Genomic DNA, 17882 nt, shown 5'->3' on the forward strand with positions numbered 1-17882 from the left:
ATACAGGTGTCGCGGCGTCGATGAGCGCCCGCCGGATGCCGATCTCCGGCAGGCGCCTTTCCCGCGATCGGATCAGTCGGTGTCGGCCTGCCACAGGTCGGGCCCGAACACCTCGTACTGGATGTCACGGGCGGCCACGCCCCGGTCGATGAGTCGGCTGCGGACCGCCTGCAGGAACGGCAACGGCCCGCACAGGTAGTACACGGCGCGGTCGGGCAGGCCGATCTGCGACACGTCCAGCATCCCGCTGGAGACGGACGTGGCCGGCAGTTGTGACCGCTCACCGTTCTCGTACCAGAGGTGCAGCTCCGAGCCGGGCATCCGGGCCAGGTCGTCGGCGATCTGGCGGCGCAGCGGGAACGACTGCTCGTCGGCGTCGGCGTGCAGCATCGTGACCCGCAGTGAGGAGCCAGCCGCGACCAGGTGCGACAGCATCCCGGCCATCGGCGTGATCCCGATGCCGGCGCTGACGAAGACCACCGGCCGACCGGAGTCGTCGAGCACGACGTCGCCGTACGGCACGCTGATGGTCAGTTCATCGCCGACCCCGACCTTGTCGTGCAGCAGGTTCGACACCTCGCCGTCGGGTTTCCCGCCGCCACGCACCCGTTTGACCGCGAAGAAACGGTGCTCGCCGTCGTCGGCCCGGGTCAGGCTGTACTGCCGTGGCTGGTGCACGCCGTCGGGCATCAGCAGGTTCACGCTGACGTACTGGCCGGGCAGCGACGTCTTGACCGGCCGGTCGTCGATGCGCCGCATGACGAAACCGACCACGTCCGGGGTCTCCGGGATCTTCCCGGCGACCCGCCACTGCCGCCACACCCGGTCCGCCGTCACCCCGCGCGCGCTGTACAGGCCACGCTCCTGGTGGATGAGCGCGTACGCCATCAGCCAGTACACCTCGTCCCACGCCGCTGCCACCTCGGGGGTGACCGCATCGCCGAGGACGTCACCGATGGCCCACATCAGGTGGTCGCGCACGATCGGATACAGCTCGGGTTTCAGGCCGAGCGAGGCGTGCTTGTGCGCGATCCGGGTCAGCAGCCGGTCCGGCACCCGCCCTGGCTGAGCCAGCAGGGTGGAGGCGAACACGGCGACCGATCCGGCGAGGGCTTTGGGCTGGGACCCCTCCGCCTGGTTGCCGCGGTTGAACAGCCCGTCCTGGAACTCCGGGTGGGCGGCGAACATGTGCGCGTAGAAGCGGTTGGCGATCTCTTCGATGTGTTGCCCCACGACGGGCAGGGTGGCCTCGACGACGGGCCGGGACTTGTCGGAAAGCACTGCGTGACCCCCGTTGTCGCGTTCTCGCGAATACCGCTGTCCCTGCTGTGGGTGACCGCGTCGTCGCGGGTCAAACCTGCCACGGCGGCAACTGTGACATGGCCGGCGGCCGGGCGGCGTGCCGAGGCCCGCCCACGACCCGCGGCGCCGGAGTCCCGCGTCGCGGTGCTGCTGCGTCCGGGACAGCCGATGGTCTGGGCCGCCCGCCGGTCACCGCAGATCCACGAGCGGCCGGTCGGCCGCGCCCGCCCGGGCGATCAGCCGGGGCACGTCCGGGTCCGGCGCGTCGTGCAGGTCCAGGCCGTTGCGGGCCAGCTCGAACGAGGTACGGAAGCTGCGCCCGTCGGCGAGGCCACGGTAGAAGCCGGTAGCGAACAGGATCGCGGTGTCGTCGAACACCTGCCGCCGCATGCCCACCACGCACGGGACGTGCGCCGCGATCGCCTCCGCCTGCTCGTCGGTGTGGCAGGCGTTGAGCACGACGCAGCGCAGGCCCTCGCCGAGAATGGCGAACAGGTCGCGCAGGGCGCGCGGCGGCACCGAGCGCGGCCAGCCGTCCCGGCCGACGACCTGGATGCCGTCCCGCGGGTGCCCGTGGCCGCTGAAGTGGGCCAGGACCGGGCGGTGGCGCAGCAGCACGCGCTGCAGGTCGTCGAGCCGCAGGGCGTCGGCGGTGCGGACGTCCAGCCGGCCGGCCGCGCGGGAGTGGGCGACCTCCTGGTCGATCGCCCGGCGTTCCTGGTCCAGGGCCAGTTGCCGCTGATCGTCGGCGTTCGCGCTGAGCAGCAGGATGGTGCCGCGTGCCGGGACCGGCCGGGCGGCGGGCGGCGGCGCGGAGCCGTAGTTCACCGTCTTGCCGCCGTAGACCGTGTCGCCCTTGCGCCCGAAAACGATGTCGCCCATGACGGTCTCTGACGGACCGTCCGTCAGGGGCATCCATGGCAATCAAGCATGTCGGCGTCGAGGTGCGGATCAGCCGCCGGACGATGTGGGTGGGCGCGAAGGTCTACCCGCTCAAGCACGTCACCCGGGTGGAGCCGCTGGAGATCGTCCCGCGGCGTGGGCGCATCGTGGTCAGGTACGGCCGGCAGGCGGGCTCCTGGGCCGCGCTCGGGCTGCTCGGGCTGATGGTGCTGGCGTGCGCCGGCAACACGGTGCCCACCGCCGCCGTCACCGTCTACGAGCTGGCCGTCCTGGGCGCCCTGATCGCCGTCACGATCCGGCTGATCGACCGGCTCACCATGTCCACTCTGCACGTGCTGAGCATCGCCAGCGCCGGTGGCCTGCACGAGGTCGTGGCCAGCTGGGACCGGGAGCAGATCCACACCCTGATGGACCAGGTGGTCGCCGCGATCGACGACCCGGAGGTGAGTTACGCGGTGCACATCGAACACATCGACGCCACCGGCGACGTCGTGTTCGGGGACAAGGGGGACCGCATCCTCGACGGCGGCAAGACCGAGCACCACTACTGAGAGGAGAACCATGGACACCGTCGCCGGAGCCGCCGGCAACCTGCTCACCAGCGTCGTCCTCGTCCTGCTCGGCCCGACCGTGTTCATGCTGCTGGTCCGGCGATTCGTGCCGTACCTCGGCGAGCACCTCTGGCGCGCCTACTGCGATGTCCTGATCTGGCTGCTGCGCGCGCCGTTCCGAGTGGTCCGGGTGCTGATCCGGGAGGTCCGCGGCGCCCGCCGACACTGACGCCCGCGCGGTCCGTCAGTACCCACACGCGTACCGCCGAAGGGGTGAGATCGATGTTCCTGCAAGCCACCGAGACGCCGCCGGCCGGCAGCGCCGCCCAGCGTGACGAGGTTCGCCTCGCGGCCTGGTCGCCGGGCTCGTGGTGGCCGCCCGGGTCGTTGTCGCGGGGCGAACTGCTCAGCGACCGGGAGCCGGCGTGACGTCCGGCTGGCGGTGCGACGACTGCCTGACCGTCAACGGCGATCCGCGGAAGCCCTGCGCGGCCTGCGGAGGGAGCCGCCGGCGTGCGGAGCCGTCCGGGCCGCTGTCGGCGCCCGCCTGGCCGCCGGCCGGGGCTTCCTGGGCGCCGCCGTCATCCGCGCCCGCGTCGCCGGCCCCGCCGTCATCCGCTGCGCAGGCCCCGCCGTCGTGGACCGCCCCGGCGGCCGGCCCCGGGGCGTCCGCTGCGCGGACCTATCACGTCTCCAGCCGGCCGCCGTCGCACCGGCTGCGGCTCCTCCTCACGACCGCCGTCGTGATCGTCGGCATCCTGGTGGCGGTCGTGCTGGTGGTCACCAATCGGGAGCAGGACGGTCCGGATCCCGGCGCCGCCCGGAGCGTCGGAGCCGGGTCGGCGCAGGGCGGCGGACCGGACCGGCGGGACGAGTCCGAGCAGGCCGACGCGGCCGCCGCGCGGCGGATGGACGCGTTGCTCACCGAGAGCATCGCCGGTCGCAGATACCTGCTGGAGGCCATCGACCAGGCGCTGGCCTGCGACACCTCGGCGGCGTCCAGGGGGATGAGGGCGGCGTCCCAGGCCCGCACGGACCTCATCGCCAAGGCCGGCGACACCGACCTGGCCGCGCTGCCCGGCGGCGACGATCTCAAGTCCGGCCTGATCGGCTTCCTGCGCGCCTCGTACACCGCGGACCAGGCGTACCTGCGCTGGGTGCGGTCCGCGGACGGCTGCCCGTCCACCGGTGGGGCCGGCTTTCCCGCGGTCGAGAGGGCCAACGCCGAGGCACGGTCCCGCAAGACCGGCTTCCTGGCCGACTGGAACCCGGTCGCCGAGCGGTTCGGCCTGCCCACCCGGGACGTGAAGAGCATCTGAGCGCCGGTCCCCGGGAGGGCGCTCCCGGGGACCAGCCGCTGCGTTCATCTCCGGGCCGGCCATCCGGCTGCGTCAGATCGCCTGCCCGGAGATGAACGGGAGCCAGCCCGCGTACCAGCCGGAGAGGAGCGCGAGCGCGCCCAGCACGATCATCAGGTCCCGGTCCCGGGCGCGGGCCAGCACGACGGCCGGGACGAGCAGGACCGGGAACGCCGGCAGCAGATGCCGCCCGATCATCGAGATGTGTGTGCTCGTGCCGGCCGACAGGATCAGCATCGCGGCCGCGAAGACTGTCAGCTGCCAGGGCGCGTGGAACGCCAGGAGCCCGAGCAGCACGATGAACCCGGCCAGGATCAGCACGGACAGGACCCGGATCGGCTGGGCGGCGTTGTCGTCGTCGACGCCGAACAGGATGTCCGAGACCATTCCCCAGGTGTTGCGGCCGCTGTCCCAGCGTGCCCCGAACGTGTTCTGGTGCAGTTCGGTGTACCGGGAGAAGCCGCCCAGGCGGGCGGCGGCGAAGGCGAAGTACGCCAGCAGGCCGGCCGGGGCCAGCAGCATCGCGGCGTAGGGCCGCCAGCCGCCCTTGCGGGAGATGGCGGCGATCAGCGCGGCGAGGCCGACGGTGCCGATCAGGGCGACGGCGGTGGGCCGGCTCAGGCCGCTGACGCCGGCCAGCAGTCCGGCGAGAATCCAACGCTGCTCGAGTACGGCGTACAGCGCCCACGCGGCCAGAGCGGTGAACAGCGATTCGGTGTACGCGCCGTTCTGCGTCATCGCGGCGGGCGCCACCGCCCACAGCGCGACCAGGATCAGGCCGGTGCGGTGATCCCGCACGTGCCGGCCGACGAGGTAGATCCCCCAGGCGGCGGCGACGGCCGCGACGAACGAGACGACCAGGCACGCCGCGACGGGTGAGACGAAGGGCAGGAAGGTGAGCGGGCGGGCCAGCCACGGGTAGAGCGGGAAGAACGCCAGCCGCAACTGGTAGGGCACACCGTCGGCGTCGATCGCGCCGACCGGGCCGCCCAGACCGCTGCCGGCGATCTTCGCGTACCACCGTCCGTCCCAGGAGACCAGCGCATCCAGGACCGAGGTGAAGCTGCGCCACTGATTGTTGATCGAGCCGTCCGGGTAGACCGGCCGTCCCGGGGCGCGGACGTGCGCCTGGGCCTCCAGCATGGCCATGACCTCGAGGCTGAACGAGCGCAGCAGCAGGTACAGCCCGACCGCGGTGGCCACGGGACGAAGCGATCTCATGGGGACACTGTTCTACAACGGGAGCGCTCCCAACGTAACGATTTGATCGACGGTCGCCACTGCCGGATGTGCGGAACACTCCCTGACGCCCCTCGATGCCCACGTTTGTTCTCCGCTTTGCCGGGAAAGCGCCGCCGGTACCGGTCGTTCCGCGCCGCAGTGAAGGGCGGGCGATTCATGACGGACCGCGACGTAGTGGTGATCGGCGGCTCGCTGGGCGCCCTGCAGGCGGCTGCCACCCTGCTCGGGAAGTTGCCCGCGGACCTGTCCGCCGCGCTGCTGATCGTCGTCACCCCGGCACGGGCACGTGACTTCGCGATGTTCGACAGTGCCGGGCCGTTGCCGGCCGTGGTGGCGGTCGACGGCGACGTACTGCGACCGGGACAGATCCATGTCGCCGGGCCGGATCGGCATCTGCTGCTGGGCCCCGACGACCGCGTCCGGCTCAGCTCCGCGCCGCACTACAACCGGCTCCGCCCGGCGGTGGACCCGCTGCTGCTCAGCGCCGCGCGCTGGGGCGGTCCGCGCACGGTCGGCATCCTGCTGTCCGGAGTGTTCGACGACGGCGTCGCAGGGCTGGCGGCGCTCGGCATGCACGGTGGCGTGCTCGCCGTCCAGGACCCCGCGGACGCCGCCTACCCCGATCTGCCGGCCACCGCGACGCGTATGCACCCGCACCAGGTGGGCACGGCCGCCGCACTGGCGGCCGCCCTGCCGGAACTGCTCAAAACACCGGGAACCGCGCCGACCGCGCCCGATCCGGCACTGGTCAAGGAGACCGACATCCTCATCCATGTGGCCGGAACCTAGGGCGCGGCGGGTGCCGACCGTCAGATGCGGTGGTTGCGATGCCGCGCACGCCCACCACGGCACCACCAGGCATCCCCCGAGGCGACCTCGACCGTCCGGTGACGGCGGCGTGGCGGGGCGTCCCCAGGCGCCGGAACCGTACGCCCGTCGTGCGGCTGATGATGGGGATTGCGGAACTTTACGCCATCGGTGAAGCGGTTCGTGGGCCGCTGAGCTGGGCCGCGGCGATGGGGCCGTACCAACAAATCAGGTTTTCTCGGTATTTGATAGTGACGTCGTTCGGGTGGTGCGTGGCACGGGCCCGCCGGTGGCGCCGGGTAAGTTCTGACGGGCCCGGAGCGGAAAGGGGCGTGCCTGTGGTGACGACGTCGACGAGCCCGGACTCGGAGAAGAACACGACGATCGGCTCGCTCGAGGTGCTGGCCGTCGTGCTGGTGCTGCTGGTGCTGGCCCGCGGCCGGATCGCCGGGCTGCTCTCCGGGGCCGCCCTGCAGACCTGGGCGACGGTGTTCGTCTCCGTGCTGGTCCAGGCGGTGCCGTTCCTGGTCTTCGGGGTGGTGCTCTCCGCGGTCATCGCGGTGTTCGTGCCCCGCGGATTCTGGGCCCGCGCGCTGCCCCGCCATCCCGCGCTGGCCGTGCCCGCCGCCGGTGTCGCCGGCGTGATCCTGCCCGGCTGCGAGTGCGGAAGCGTGCCCATCGCCGGCTCGCTGATCAGACGTGGCGTCACCCCGGCCGCGGCGCTGGCGTTCCTGCTGGCCGCCCCGGCGATCAACCCGATCGTGCTCACCGCGACGGTGATCGCCTTCCCCGGCCAGCCGCAGATGGCTGTCGCCCGGGGCGTCGCCAGCCTGGTCGTCGCGGTCGCGATGGGCTGGCTGTGGCTGCGCATCGGCCGCCCGGAGTGGATCAAGCTGCCGCACCGCCCCGACCTGGACGACACGTCCCGGGCGCGCGCGTTCTGGGCGGCGTGCCGCCACGACATCATGCACGCCGGCGGCTTCCTGGTGCTGGGCGCGGCCGCGGCGGCCACCATCAACGTGGTCGTCCCGGCGAGGTGGCTGCAGAGCCTGGCGGGCGACCCGGTCATCTCGGTCCTGGCCCTGGCCACCCTCGCCGTCCTGCTCTCCATCTGCAGCGAGGCGGACGCCTTCGTCGCGGCCTCGCTGTCCCAGTTCTCCCTGACGTCCCGCCTGGTCTTCCTGGTGGTCGGCCCGATGGTCGACCTCAAGCTGATCTCCATGCAGACCGGCGTCTTCGGCAGGGGCTTCGCCGTCCGCTTCGCCCCCACGACGTTCGTGGCCGCCATCCTGATCGGCTCGGCCTTCGGCCTGGTGCTGTTGTGAGCCGGCTGACCCAGGCAGTCGTCATGCTGCTGTTCGGCGGCGCCGTCATCAAGGCGACCGTCACGGACGTCTTCCTCCGCTACGTCAAGGAGGGCCTGCGGCCCTTCCTCCTCCTTGCGGGCATCCTGTTGGTCGCGGCCGCGGCAATGACGATGTGGTACGACCTCCGCGCCGCCCGCCGTCCAGAACCCGCCGCTCCCGCTGACGGTTCCGCCGCCCCTGTCGATGGCTCCGCTTCGGAAGTCGCTGCTCTTCCTGGCGGCTTCGCTTCGGAACCAGCCGCTTCTTCGGGCGGCTCTGCTCCGGAGGGCCCCACTTCTGTCGGCGGCTCCGCTCCGGAAGTCGCCGCTCCCGTCGACGGCTCCGGGGGCGGCGGCGCGCACGACCATGACAACGGGCATGGCCACGGGCACCACGAGCCGCGGGTAGGGTGGCTGCTCCTGCTCCCCGTGCTGGGCCTATTGTTGATCTCGCCGCCGGCGCTCGGCTCGTTCGCGGCCAACCAGGCCGGCAGTGTCGGCCCGGCCGCCGCCTCGGACTATCCGCCCCTGCCGGCCGGCGACCCGGTGGAACTGAGCCTGCTGGACTACGCCTCCCGCGCGGTCTTCGACGGCGGCCGGAGCCTGGCCGGCCGCGACGTTAAGCTGACCGGCTTCATCACTCCCGGCCCGGACGGCAAGCCGATGCTGGCCCGCATCGTCCTCACCTGCTGCGCCGCGGACGGCCGCCCGATCAAAGTCGGTCTGACCGGCGCCCCGATCGACGCGCCACCGGACGCCTGGGTCGAGGTGGTCGGCGTGTACCGCGGCGAGGTGGGCTCGGATCCGGTGAACAAGGCGCAGGTCGCCTACCTCGACATCAAGTCCTGGCAGGAGATCGACCAGCCGAAGCAGCCATACGCCTGACCGCGCGCCGCCCTGCCCGCGCGATCCTGTCCGTGCGGCCCTCCTGGTGCTGTCTCGCCCGCGCTGCCCCGCCGGCCCGCGCTGCCCTGCCGGCCTGCGCTGCCCTGCCGGCCTGCGCTGCCCTGCCGGCCTGCGCTGCCCTGCCGGCCTGCGCTGCCCCGCCGGCCTGCGCCGCCCCGCGCCGCCCTGCCCGCGCGATTCCTCTCGCCTGCGCCGCCTCGCGCCCTTTGCGTTCCGGATGTGCGGACGATGGACGCGAGTTTCTGTGATGGTTTCGAAATGATCGAACACTGACACGGCAATTTCCGGAAGCGGGATGATTGATGCATGAGACAGTTGTCGCTGTTCAGCGGAGCGGAACTCTCCGGAATGCGTGACCGCACGCTGCGCCGCAATTATTCGGCCGAGGCGGAGAAGTTCCGTAGCGAGCATCAGCGTCATCGGGATTGGGGCCTGAAGCGGCGTCATGCCGAGAAGCTACGACGAATACAGCAGAGTCGCACTGCGCAGCCGACCCGCTCTGCGTCGCCGGCCTGCCTGGGGCAGCCGACCCGCTCGGCGTCGGCGCTGGCCTGCCTGTCGCAGCCGATTCGCTCCGTGCAGGCGACCCGCTCTGGGTCGTCGATTCGCTCCGTGCATCCGACCTGCTCTGGGTCGTCGATTCGCTCCGCGCGGCCAACTCCGTCTGCATTGCCTAACCGCCCGGCCCCGCGGGTCTCCTCCCGGGAGATAGCGTCTTCTTCTTTTTCCTCGGCCGGGTCGAGGCGGGATTTCTTGAATATTGTGGTTGCTGTTCGATGGTGCTCAAGGTGGCACTCGGCGTCGTTTCCCTGCCGCCGGGTCGGCTTGGGTCACCGTGCCCTCGGCCGCCGTGCCTCTCCTTGGCACGGCTGGCCGCGCTATTCACCCGCGGATCGTCGCGGTGCCCCGCCTGTGTCCGGGGTTGGCCTGTGTCCGGGGTTCGCGTGCGTCCGGGGTTGGCGTGCGTCCGGGGTTGGCGTGCGCCCGGGGTTGGCGTGCGCCCGCGGTTCGCCCGCGCCCGCGGTTCGCCCGCGTCCGCGGGTCTGCGCGTCCATGCGCTGGGCTGCTTCCGTGCCGCTGCGTGTTCGGGTTGTGCGCCGTGGTCGCGGTGCGCCGATCCGCTTCTGCTCGACCCTGGGGTGTTCGCTTCTCGCGGTGGGGCGGGTTCTTGGCGTGGGGCGGGTTCTTGGCGTGGGACGGGTTCAGATGGTGCGTAGGTCCAGGCTGTTCCGGACGAAGGAGGACTGGTCGCCGGTGGACCACCACAGGACGCCGGCCCGGTAGGAGATGTTGCCGGCGTCCGGGCTCACCAGGATCGTGTGGCGGTTGCTGAGGTCGTAGATTCGTAGTTCCTGGTTTCCGGTCAGTTCTGACTGGGCCGTCACCTCGGCCAGGATGTCGAAGCGGTCCAGGACTGCCACGTCGGGGATGACCGTGGCGACCGTGCCCTCGGCTACCTTGCGGCGGGCGGAGCCGTCGGGGTGGGACAAATCTATCCGTGAGTAGCCGTCGTCGTTGATGGAGACCATCTGGCACCAGGCGGGGCTGCACGACGTGACCGTGCGGTCCGTTGACGGGACCGCGACGGTCTCGCCGGTGGTCAGGTTGCGCAGGGTGGTGGCGCCGCGGGCGGAGGTCTGGCCGTCGACCGCCCATGGCCAGGTGGACAGGCCCCAGGTGCCCTTCTCCGTCGTGACCGTCACCTTGCCGCCGTCCAGCGGGACCGAGCGGAACTCAGTGGTGTCGCCGGTGCCGCTGGCCACCCAGTGGACTTTGCCGTCCGCGATGACCAGGTCGTTCTGGGTGTCGTAGAACTGCATGGCGCCGGCTTCGGCGGTCAGCATCCGGGGTTCGGTGGCGCCGGTCAGGTCGCCGGTCCAGATCTGCTGCCTGCCGTTGACACTCTCGACCCAGACCAGCGTTTCTCCGGTGCTGGTGAGGGCCGTGAACGGGGCTCGGTGCTCGGCCGGCACCTCGCGCAGCTCGCGCAGCCCGCCGTCGGACTGGCGGAGGATCAGGCGCAGGATTTTGCCGTCCTGGCTCTGGGCGGTGCCGATCGCGGTGCGGGCGTCCAGGAAGAGGGCGGGGGAGAAGTCACTGCCGTCCGGCAGCTTCGACGGGATGCTGCCGCGCTGCGCGTTCGGCCAGGCGGTGCTCAGGGCCAGCGGGACCGGCTCGCCGGACTGGGCGGGAGAGCCGAAGAGCAGGGCGGCGCCTGCGGCGAGGGCGACCCCGAGCCCGATCAGCGTGCGGGTGAGGCGTCCACGGTCCGGCATTGCGCGATGTTAGCCGACCAGCCCGCACCGGAGCCCCAGCCAGAGGGCCACCGCGCCGAGAAGAGCCCGGAAGAGACGTTAGAGGCCACCGCCCCGAGAAGAGACGGGAGAGCTCACCGCGCCGAGAAGAGGCGAGAGCGGCCACCGCGCCGAGAGTGGGTGAGGACCACCGCGCCCGGTGAGAGGCGGGAGGCGCCGCCGCGCGGGGCGCTCCTACCCGGACGGGCAGTTTCCCGGGCCGAGCGTGACCGAACCCACCAGCCCCGCGAAGAGCCGCCTGTCCCGGGGGCCGAGCGCGGCCGCGACGTCGGGCAGGCGCGCGTCGACATCCTCGTACAACGCTCGCCCGATCTTCTTGCCCTCCGGGGTGGCCTCCAGGGTGACCACCCGGCGGTCCTGCTCCGAGGTGGTCCGGCGGACCAGGCCACGGCTCTCGATCCGGTCGATGAGCTGGCTGAGCGCGGGCTTGGCCATGCCGAGCCGGGCGGCGAGGTCGGCCATCCGCCGCGGCCCGTCCTTGAGGGTGCACAGCAGCAGGGACTGGGCGGGGGTGAGGTCGTGCTCGGCGCAGATCTGGGCATGGCGACGCTGGATCAGCCCGGCCAGTTCCAGAAGTTGGTGGCCGAACCCCGGTTGCTGTTTCACCTGCCCATTCTCCTTCCGCACCCGGTACCTCCCGCCATCGTACTTGCGGATGTTCACGCCGTGAACTAAATTCGTTCACGGCGTGAACCATTCACTGGATGAAGGATAGGCGCATGGCAACGGCATTTGATGCGTACGACCTCAGCGGCACCAAGCTCGCCAACCGCATCGTGATGTCCCCGATGACCCGCAACCGCGCGTTCGGGCCGGGCCTGAGCCCGACCGAGCTGAACGCGGAGTACTACGCCCAGCGCGCCTCGGCCGGTCTGATCATCACCGAGGGCACCCAGCCGTCCGCGGCCGGCCAGGGCTACATCAACACCCCGGGCCTGCACTCCGAGGAGCAGATCGCCGGCTGGCGCAAGGTCACCGACGCGGTGCACGACGCGGGCGGCGTGATCTTCGCCCAGCTGATGCACAGCGGCCGGATCGGCCACCCCAGCGTGCTTCCCGGCGACCTGCACCCGGCCGGGCCGTCCCCGGTCGCGCCGGCCGGGCAGATCGTCACCCAGGACGGCCCGCAGGACATGGTCGCCCCCAAGGAGTTGACCGAGGCGGAGATCGCCGAGATCATCGCGGACTTCGCGAGCGCGGCCCGCAACGCGATCGCGGCCGGCTTCGACGGCGTCGAGATCCACGGCGCGAACGGCTACCTGGTCCACCAGTTCCTGTCGTCGAACGCGAACCGGCGCACCGACGGCTGGGGCGGCGACATCCAGGGTCGCATCCGCTTCGCCGTCGAGGTCACGACCGCGGTCGCCGACGCGATCGGCGCCAACCGGGTCGGCATCCGGGTCTCGCCCGGCAACGTGTTCAACGACATCGCCGAGGAGCACGTGGAGGAGCTCTACACGGCGCTGCTCGACCGGCTGGCCCCGCTGCGCCTGGCCTACCTGCACGTCGCCGAGGCCGCGGGCCGGGAGCTGACCAGGAAGCTGCGCGCCCAGTGGCCGGGCACGTACATCCTGAACCCGGGGACCTACCCGAACCCGACCGGCCCGGACGACCTGGCCCTGATCGAGGACGGCACCGCCGACCTCATCTCGTTCGGCGCGCTGTTCCTGGCCAACCCGGACCTGCCGGCGCGGCTGGCGGCCGGTGGGCCGTTCAACACCCCGGACATGTCCAAGGCGTACGGCGGCGACCACACCGGCTACATCGACTACCCGGCGCTGGTGAAGGACTGACCGTCCGGCCCCGGTGAAGAACCGGCCAGCCGGCGGGCGAGGAACTGACCATCCGGCGCGGGCGGAGAACGGTCCGCGCCGGCCGGGAACTGGTCAGTCGCCTTTCACGTTGACCAGCTGACGCAGGGTGTGGCGGATCGAGACCAGGTCCGCCGCGTCCTGCATCACCACGTCGATCGGCTTGTAGGCCTGCGGGATCTCGTCCAGGAAAGCGTCCGTGTCGCGGTACTCGATCCCTTTCATCGCGGCCCGCAACTGCTCCCGGGTGAACGTCCGGCGGGCCCTCGACCGTGAGTACGCCCGGCCGGCCCCGTGCGGCGACGAGTTCAGCGCCTGCGCGTTGCCCTTGCCCACGACCACGTACGACGCGTCACCCATCGATCCCGGGATCAACCCCGGCACCCCGGGTCCCGCGTTGATCGCGCCCTTGCGGGACAGCCACACCCGCTTGCCGTAGTGCGTCTCCTGCTCGGTGTAGTTGTGGTGGCACTGCACCCGTTCCAGTTCCCGCACCGGCCCGCCGACGAACTCGGCGAAGCAGGCCACCACCCGGTCCATCATCTCGTCCCGGTTGGCCAGCGCGAAGTCCTGCGCCCAGCGCAGCTCCCGCAGGTACGCGTCGAACTGCCCGGTGCCCTCCTCCAGGTAGGCCAGGTCGCGGTCGGGCAGGTCGATCCGCCGCTGCGCCATCAGGTTCCGCGCGATCTGGATGTGATGGCTGGCGATCTTGTTGCCGACGCCGCGCGAGCCGGAGTGCAGGAACAGCCAGATCCGGCTCTGCTCGTCCTGGCACACCTCGATGAAGTGGTTGCCGCTGCCCAGCGAACCGAGTTGGAGCTTCCAGTTCTTCGCGTACTTCGCCGGGTCGAAGTCCGCCTTGTCGGCGAGAGCCGAAACGCGCGCCTGGGCGGATTCGGTCAGCCTGCTGTTGTACGAGCCGGCCGACAGTGGTACCGCCCGCTCGATCGAGGTGCGCAGCGTCCCGAGGTCCGGGCGCAGGTCCTCGACCCGGTACTGGGTGCGCACGGCGGCCATCCCGCAGCCGATGTCGACGCCGACGGCGGCCGGGATCAGCGCGCCCAGCGTCGGGATCACCGAGCCGACGGTGGCGCCCTTGCCCAGGTGCGCGTCCGGCATCAGCGCGATGTGCGGATGGATGAAGGGCAGCCGGGACGCCTTCTCCGCCTGCGCCAGGGTCTCCGCCTCGATCAGGCTCGCCCAGTTGAGCAGCCGGTCGTTGATCTGCCGCACGTTTCGGCTCCTTCCGGGAAAACCACAAGATTTTCGCACGTACGGCGTTAGTGCTCAGGCATTTTCCACCCTTGCGCGAGCGGGCCATTGTGGAGCAAAAATGTTCCGTTGTTGGTGACCCGGCGGCTACTGGGGGCGACAGGGTGACTGGGGGAGCGGGCGCGGGACGCAAGGTGGTGCTCTACACGGCCGCGGCCCTGATCGCGATCGCGTTGGTGGGGCTGCTGGTGGCGCTGCGGTCGCGGGGCGGCGGCAGGCCGGGCGAGCCGATCGCGCGGCCGTCCGGCGGCTGCCCGGCGGAGCTGACCGCGGCCACCGGCGAGTGCCTGGGGCCGGTGACCGGCAGCGCCCGGCTCGACCCGGTGCTGCGGCCGGTCGCCGACAAGATCTTCCGGGCCAACGAGGAGATGAAGGCCAAGCAGGGCAAGTACGTCCGGATCGTGCTGCTCACCCCCCTCGGCGTGCCGGGGAACGCGAACATGCGCTCGGCGATCTCCATCGACCAGGTGCGGTTCAGCCTGGAGGGCGCCTACACCGCGCTGCTGCGGGCCAACTCCACCCGCGAGTTCTACGACCCGGACGCGCCCGGCATCGAGCTGGTGCTGGTCGAGCAGGGTTCCCGGCAGGAGTACGTCACCGGCCTGCGCGACGCGATCCTGGCGCTGAGCGTCGCGGACCACCCGGTGGTCGCGGTCGCCGGCCTGGGCTCCAGCTTCGCCGGCACCGAGGAGATGACCAGGGCGCTGGCCGAGGCGGGGATCCCGGCGATCGGCGCGGTGACGTCGGCGACCAGCCTGACCGCGGCGACGGCGCGGACCTTCCACAGCGTGTCGCCGAGCAACGTTGACTACGCGCTCGCGCTCAAGCACCTGTTGACCACGCAGAAGCAGGCGCTGCCGGTGAGGAACGCGCTGATCGTGGCGGACCAGAACGACGACCCCTACCCCCGTACGCTCAGGCAGGCCCTGCAGACGCAGCTGAAGGACTATCTGATCTCGGCGCCGCAGGTGTTCAGCGGCAGCACCGTCGAGACGCCGGTCACCGCCAACGTGTTCGTCCCGATCGTCACCAACATCTGTAGCGCGATGCTGGACCCCCAGGCGCCGCTGGACACGGTGTTCTTCGCCGGGCGGGTGGCCGACTTCGGCGCGTTCGCCGACGCGCTCGCGACCCGGGTGTGCCGGCAGAAACCGCTGACCGTGATGGTCGGCGCCACCGGGTTCCAGGCCGCCCAGGACCGGGTGAAGGTGCTCGACGAGGCGCGGGTCACGGTGATCTACGCGTCGTCGGGGGACTCGCCGGGCTGGCTGCGCGGCGGGCCGGGCGTGCCGGAGGGCTATCCGGCGTTCCACAAGCGGTTTCTCAGCGCCGGCTTCGACGAGGCGTCGCTCTCCGACGGGTACGCGGTCTCCTACCACGACGCGATCGCCGCGGCCGTGTCGGCGACCCGGCTGGCGGCGCTCGGCAACCCGGTGCCCACCGCCGCCGACGTGCAGACCCAGTTCGCGAACCTGTCGCTGGCCAACACCGTCAAGGCCGGCGCCGGCACGCTCGACTTCGGCAGCCGGTCGGCCGGGGACGGCCGGGCCAGCGGCAAGGTGGTGGTCTTCCGGCAGATCGGCACGTCCGGCATGCGGCTGCCGGCGGACGTGCCGCCCTACCTGACCGACTGAGCCGGGGCCAGCCAGTGGCGGCTGTCGTCGCTGGTGTACGCCTCGGCCCAGTGCGACGGCTCCTCCGCGCCGTCGTCCGGGGCCGACCCGGGGCGCACGCCCAGCATGGTCAGCGCGATCGCCAGCTCGGCCGCGGCCAGCACCAGCGCCAGCGCGCCACCGAGCCGGTTGCCCACCCCGGCCAGGCCGGTGATGACCACCGCGACCGCGCCCAGCGCCACCACCGTCAGGAGACCGCCGACCAGCAGCTCGTCCCGGTCCCGGTTCCGGTCGCGGTGCAGCGGCCATCGCCACGGCCGGCGCTGGTGGCCGCGGTCGCGTTCCAGCCGCCGCCACGCCTGCGGGTCCTCGTAGCGGGCCCGCAGGAACAGGTTCGGCTCCGAGCAGACCACCTGCTTCTCGGCGGCCCAGCAGAGCAGCGTCACCAGATTGCTGTCCCGGCTCTGTCCACGCTCGAACGGGTACACCTCGCGGCGCAGCCGGTCGTCGGCGAACGGTGGGCTCTGCGGCGGCTGCCGCTGCAACTCGGCGAAGCAGACCGGGTCGATCGCCAGGCGCAGCAGCCGATCGATCACCGGCGCCGGGCGGGTGGTGCGGCCCAGGTGCCGCCAGAGCGGGCCGACCAGCCGGGGATCGTTCGGGGCCAGCTCGGCGACCTGCGCCACCAGATCGTCGCTGACCTCCGGATCGTTCGACTCCTCGATCAGGGTGGTGGCGATCTCCAGGGCCGGCTCGTACGTACCGCCGATGGCGTTTATCGCCCCCGGCTCGCTGATCCTGGTGATCCAGGCGAAGGCCGCCGCCCGTGCCCGCGCCCGGATCGCCGGGCGCCGGGCGGCCATCGCGCTCAGCAGCGCGGCCAACGCCGGGATGCGCCGGGCGGGCTCGGTCTCCAGCACCCGCTCGACCCGGGCGACCAGGTCCGCGCCCACCTCGTCGGCGCAGTTCGCCCCGGACAGGCAGGCGCAGGCCAGGATCGGCGCGGCGACCGCCAGCTCGGCCAGGAACGGGGTGACCGGCTCCTGGTCGGCCATCGCCGTGTAGTAGACGAACACCTGGCGCCAGTCCTGCTCCAGGGCGTGCCGGCGCAGCCGCTCCCGGCCCGGCCCGCCGAGCACGATCAGCTGCTCGGCGGCGAGGTGCTCCTGGATCGAGCGGTGCGCGAACCCGTACCGCCCGGGTCCGGTCGGGGTGAGCAGGCCGGACCGTTCGATGATCTCCTGGACCAGGTCCTCCACCTCGTCGTCGGCGATCAGCAGCCGGCCTCGGGTGCTGCGGGTGTGCTGCACCAGATCCTCGGTGCGGAACGCGCCGAACCAGCCGCGGTCCAGCGCGGTCAGCGCGAAGCCGCGCAGCACGTCGTACTTGTCGGTCTTGTCGAACCGGTTCGCGGCGACCTGTCTGTCGTTCTGCAGGAACGTGTGCCGGTCCAGCATCTCCGAGATCATCGTCTGGTAGAGGGCGGCCACCGAGCGTGGGATGTCCAGCCGGATCCGGTCGGCGAACAGGCCCACCGACATCGACAGCACCAGCGGGTTGCGGTGCAGCTCGACCAGCCGGAGCCGGTTGAGTTCGGCGAGGAACCGCTCCGGGCCCTCCGGGTCGCAGAAGCGGTCCCGGAACCGGTCGAGGTAGGCCAGGATCTGCGTCTCGGTGAGCGGGGACACCGCGTACACCTGGGTCGGCGCCCCGGGCAGCGGCCGCAGCGCCACCTCGCGGTGCGTGCCCGGCTCCGGCGAGGCGAGCCAGTCCCGGCTGTTCCGCAGGAAGCTGTGCCGGCGGCTGGTCACCACGAACCGGGCGCCGACGGTCTCGTGGGTGAACCGGTGGACGTCGTTGAGCACCCGCTCGTACCGGGCCGGGTCCACCTCGTCCAGGCCGTCCAGCAGCACCACCAGGCGGCGCTCGGCCAGCAGGCGGGCGATCACCTCGCGGACCTCCCGCTCCGAGCACTGCGGGATCGCCGTGCGCATCAGCTTGACCAGGTAGTCGCCGAGGGAGTCGTGCTGCCACGGGGCGGCCAGGACGCGTACCGGGACGAAGAACGGGACGTCCCCGGTGCGTCTGAGGAGCAGCGAGACGCCGTACGCCTGAAGGGCCGTGCTCTTGCCCGCCCCGGCCTCGCCGAGCAGGATGACGTGGCCGCGGCTGTCGGCGACCCGCTCCACGTCGCCGTCCACCTGGTTGGCGTCGTGCTGCGCGGTGGCCAGCAGCGGGATGTACGTCCGGTCCAGGCGCAACTCGTCGCGGGCGTCCAGGTACGGGTTGCGGTAGACGGCGTACTCCCGCAGGAACCAGGCCCGGTACCGCGGCTCGGGAGCGCCGCGGCGCATCGACCGCAGGCGGGCGGCGAGCCAGCCGGTGACCCCGACCAGCGCGCCGAGCATCGCGAGCACCGCCTGCCACGCCGCTATCTCGTTGAGCAGCTCCCGCATC

At 71.7% G+C, this 17882-nt stretch carries 16 protein-coding genes; 9 read left to right on the forward strand and 7 right to left on the reverse strand.

Annotated elements, in window-relative coordinates:
• Window positions 1-72: 72 nt before the first annotated feature.
• Window positions 73-1281 carry a globin domain-containing protein gene (locus Asi03nite_RS07120; protein ID WP_203677610.1) on the reverse strand — a complete coding sequence of 403 codons (1209 nt, stop codon included), beginning with the start codon at window positions 1279-1281 and terminating at the stop codon, window positions 73-75.
• 210 nt (window positions 1282-1491) lie between these two features.
• Complete coding sequence (locus Asi03nite_RS07125; RefSeq protein ID WP_203677611.1) at window positions 1492-2184, reverse strand: CHAT domain-containing protein; 693 nt, start codon at window positions 2182-2184, stop codon at window positions 1492-1494.
• Between the two features lie 35 nt (window positions 2185-2219).
• Here Asi03nite_RS07125 and Asi03nite_RS07130 point away from each other — a divergent pair, with 35 nt between their 5' ends.
• From Asi03nite_RS07130 to Asi03nite_RS07145, 4 genes are all read left to right on the forward strand, one after another.
• A complete protein-coding gene (locus tag Asi03nite_RS07130) occupies window positions 2220-2756 on the forward strand; it encodes a DUF6232 family protein (RefSeq protein ID WP_203677612.1) in 537 nt (178 codons plus the stop codon).
• A 10-nt stretch (window positions 2757-2766) separates the two neighbouring features.
• Window positions 2767-2985, forward strand: coding sequence for a hypothetical protein (locus tag Asi03nite_RS07135; protein ID WP_203677613.1), 219 nt, complete (start codon window positions 2767-2769; stop codon window positions 2983-2985).
• Between the two features lie 53 nt (window positions 2986-3038).
• A complete protein-coding gene (locus Asi03nite_RS07140; protein WP_203677614.1) occupies window positions 3039-3185 on the forward strand; it encodes a hypothetical protein in 147 nt (48 codons plus the stop codon).
• Window positions 3186-3499: 314 nt separating this feature from the next.
• Entirely contained in the window at window positions 3500-4075 is a 576-nt protein-coding gene (locus Asi03nite_RS07145; protein WP_203677615.1) for a hypothetical protein, read from the forward strand.
• Between the two features lie 72 nt (window positions 4076-4147).
• Here the strand turns inward: Asi03nite_RS07145 and Asi03nite_RS07150 are convergent, their stop codons facing one another.
• On the reverse strand, window positions 4148-5335 hold the full coding sequence (locus Asi03nite_RS07150) for a glycosyltransferase family 39 protein (RefSeq protein WP_203677616.1): 1188 nt from the start codon (window positions 5333-5335) through the stop codon (window positions 4148-4150).
• Between the two features lie 177 nt (window positions 5336-5512).
• Here Asi03nite_RS07150 and Asi03nite_RS07155 point away from each other — a divergent pair, with 177 nt between their 5' ends.
• The 3 genes from Asi03nite_RS07155 to Asi03nite_RS37700 all read left to right on the forward strand — a co-directional run bounded on the left by Asi03nite_RS07155 (window position 5513) and on the right by Asi03nite_RS37700 (window position 8393).
• Complete coding sequence (locus Asi03nite_RS07155) at window positions 5513-6145, forward strand: chemotaxis protein CheB (protein ID WP_203677617.1); 633 nt, start codon at window positions 5513-5515, stop codon at window positions 6143-6145.
• 359 nt (window positions 6146-6504) lie between these two features.
• Window positions 6505-7488: a permease gene (locus Asi03nite_RS07160; RefSeq protein ID WP_239102500.1), complete on the forward strand. Its 984-nt coding sequence runs from the start codon at window positions 6505-6507 to the stop codon at window positions 7486-7488.
• Complete coding sequence (locus Asi03nite_RS37700) at window positions 7485-8393, forward strand: TIGR03943 family putative permease subunit (protein ID WP_239102501.1); 909 nt, start codon at window positions 7485-7487, stop codon at window positions 8391-8393. The genes Asi03nite_RS07160 and Asi03nite_RS37700 overlap by 4 nt, the downstream gene beginning before the upstream one ends.
• A 1223-nt stretch (window positions 8394-9616) precedes the next feature.
• Here Asi03nite_RS37700 and Asi03nite_RS07175 read toward each other — a convergent pair.
• Window positions 9617-10690 (reverse strand): hypothetical protein, encoded by a 1074-nt coding sequence (locus tag Asi03nite_RS07175; RefSeq protein ID WP_203677619.1) that lies wholly within the window; start codon window positions 10688-10690, stop codon window positions 9617-9619.
• Between the two features lie 213 nt (window positions 10691-10903).
• Window positions 10904-11335 (reverse strand): MarR family winged helix-turn-helix transcriptional regulator, encoded by a 432-nt coding sequence (locus Asi03nite_RS07180; protein ID WP_203677620.1) that lies wholly within the window; start codon window positions 11333-11335, stop codon window positions 10904-10906.
• Between the two features lie 113 nt (window positions 11336-11448).
• Between Asi03nite_RS07180 and Asi03nite_RS07185 the strand changes: the two genes are divergently transcribed.
• Window positions 11449-12522: an alkene reductase gene (locus Asi03nite_RS07185; RefSeq protein WP_239102502.1), complete on the forward strand. Its 1074-nt coding sequence runs from the start codon at window positions 11449-11451 to the stop codon at window positions 12520-12522.
• Between the two features lie 93 nt (window positions 12523-12615).
• Here the strand turns inward: Asi03nite_RS07185 and Asi03nite_RS07190 are convergent, their stop codons facing one another.
• The gene (locus Asi03nite_RS07190; RefSeq protein WP_203677622.1) at window positions 12616-13773 is read right to left on the reverse strand and encodes an RtcB family protein; all 1158 of its coding nucleotides are present in this window, start codon (window positions 13771-13773) and stop codon (window positions 12616-12618) included.
• Between the two features lie 143 nt (window positions 13774-13916).
• Between Asi03nite_RS07190 and Asi03nite_RS07195 the strand changes: the two genes are divergently transcribed.
• The gene (locus Asi03nite_RS07195; protein ID WP_203677623.1) at window positions 13917-15446 is read left to right on the forward strand and encodes an ABC transporter substrate-binding protein; all 1530 of its coding nucleotides are present in this window, start codon (window positions 13917-13919) and stop codon (window positions 15444-15446) included.
• Here Asi03nite_RS07195 and Asi03nite_RS07200 read toward each other — a convergent pair.
• Window positions 15431-17881, reverse strand: coding sequence for an NACHT domain-containing protein (locus Asi03nite_RS07200; protein ID WP_203677624.1), 2451 nt, complete (start codon window positions 17879-17881; stop codon window positions 15431-15433). The genes Asi03nite_RS07195 and Asi03nite_RS07200 overlap by 16 nt on opposite strands.
• Between the last annotated feature and the right edge of the window lies 1 nt (window position 17882).

This window comes from Actinoplanes siamensis (assembly GCF_016862395.1).
GTDB classification, from domain to species: domain Bacteria; phylum Actinomycetota; class Actinomycetes; order Mycobacteriales; family Micromonosporaceae; genus Actinoplanes; species Actinoplanes siamensis.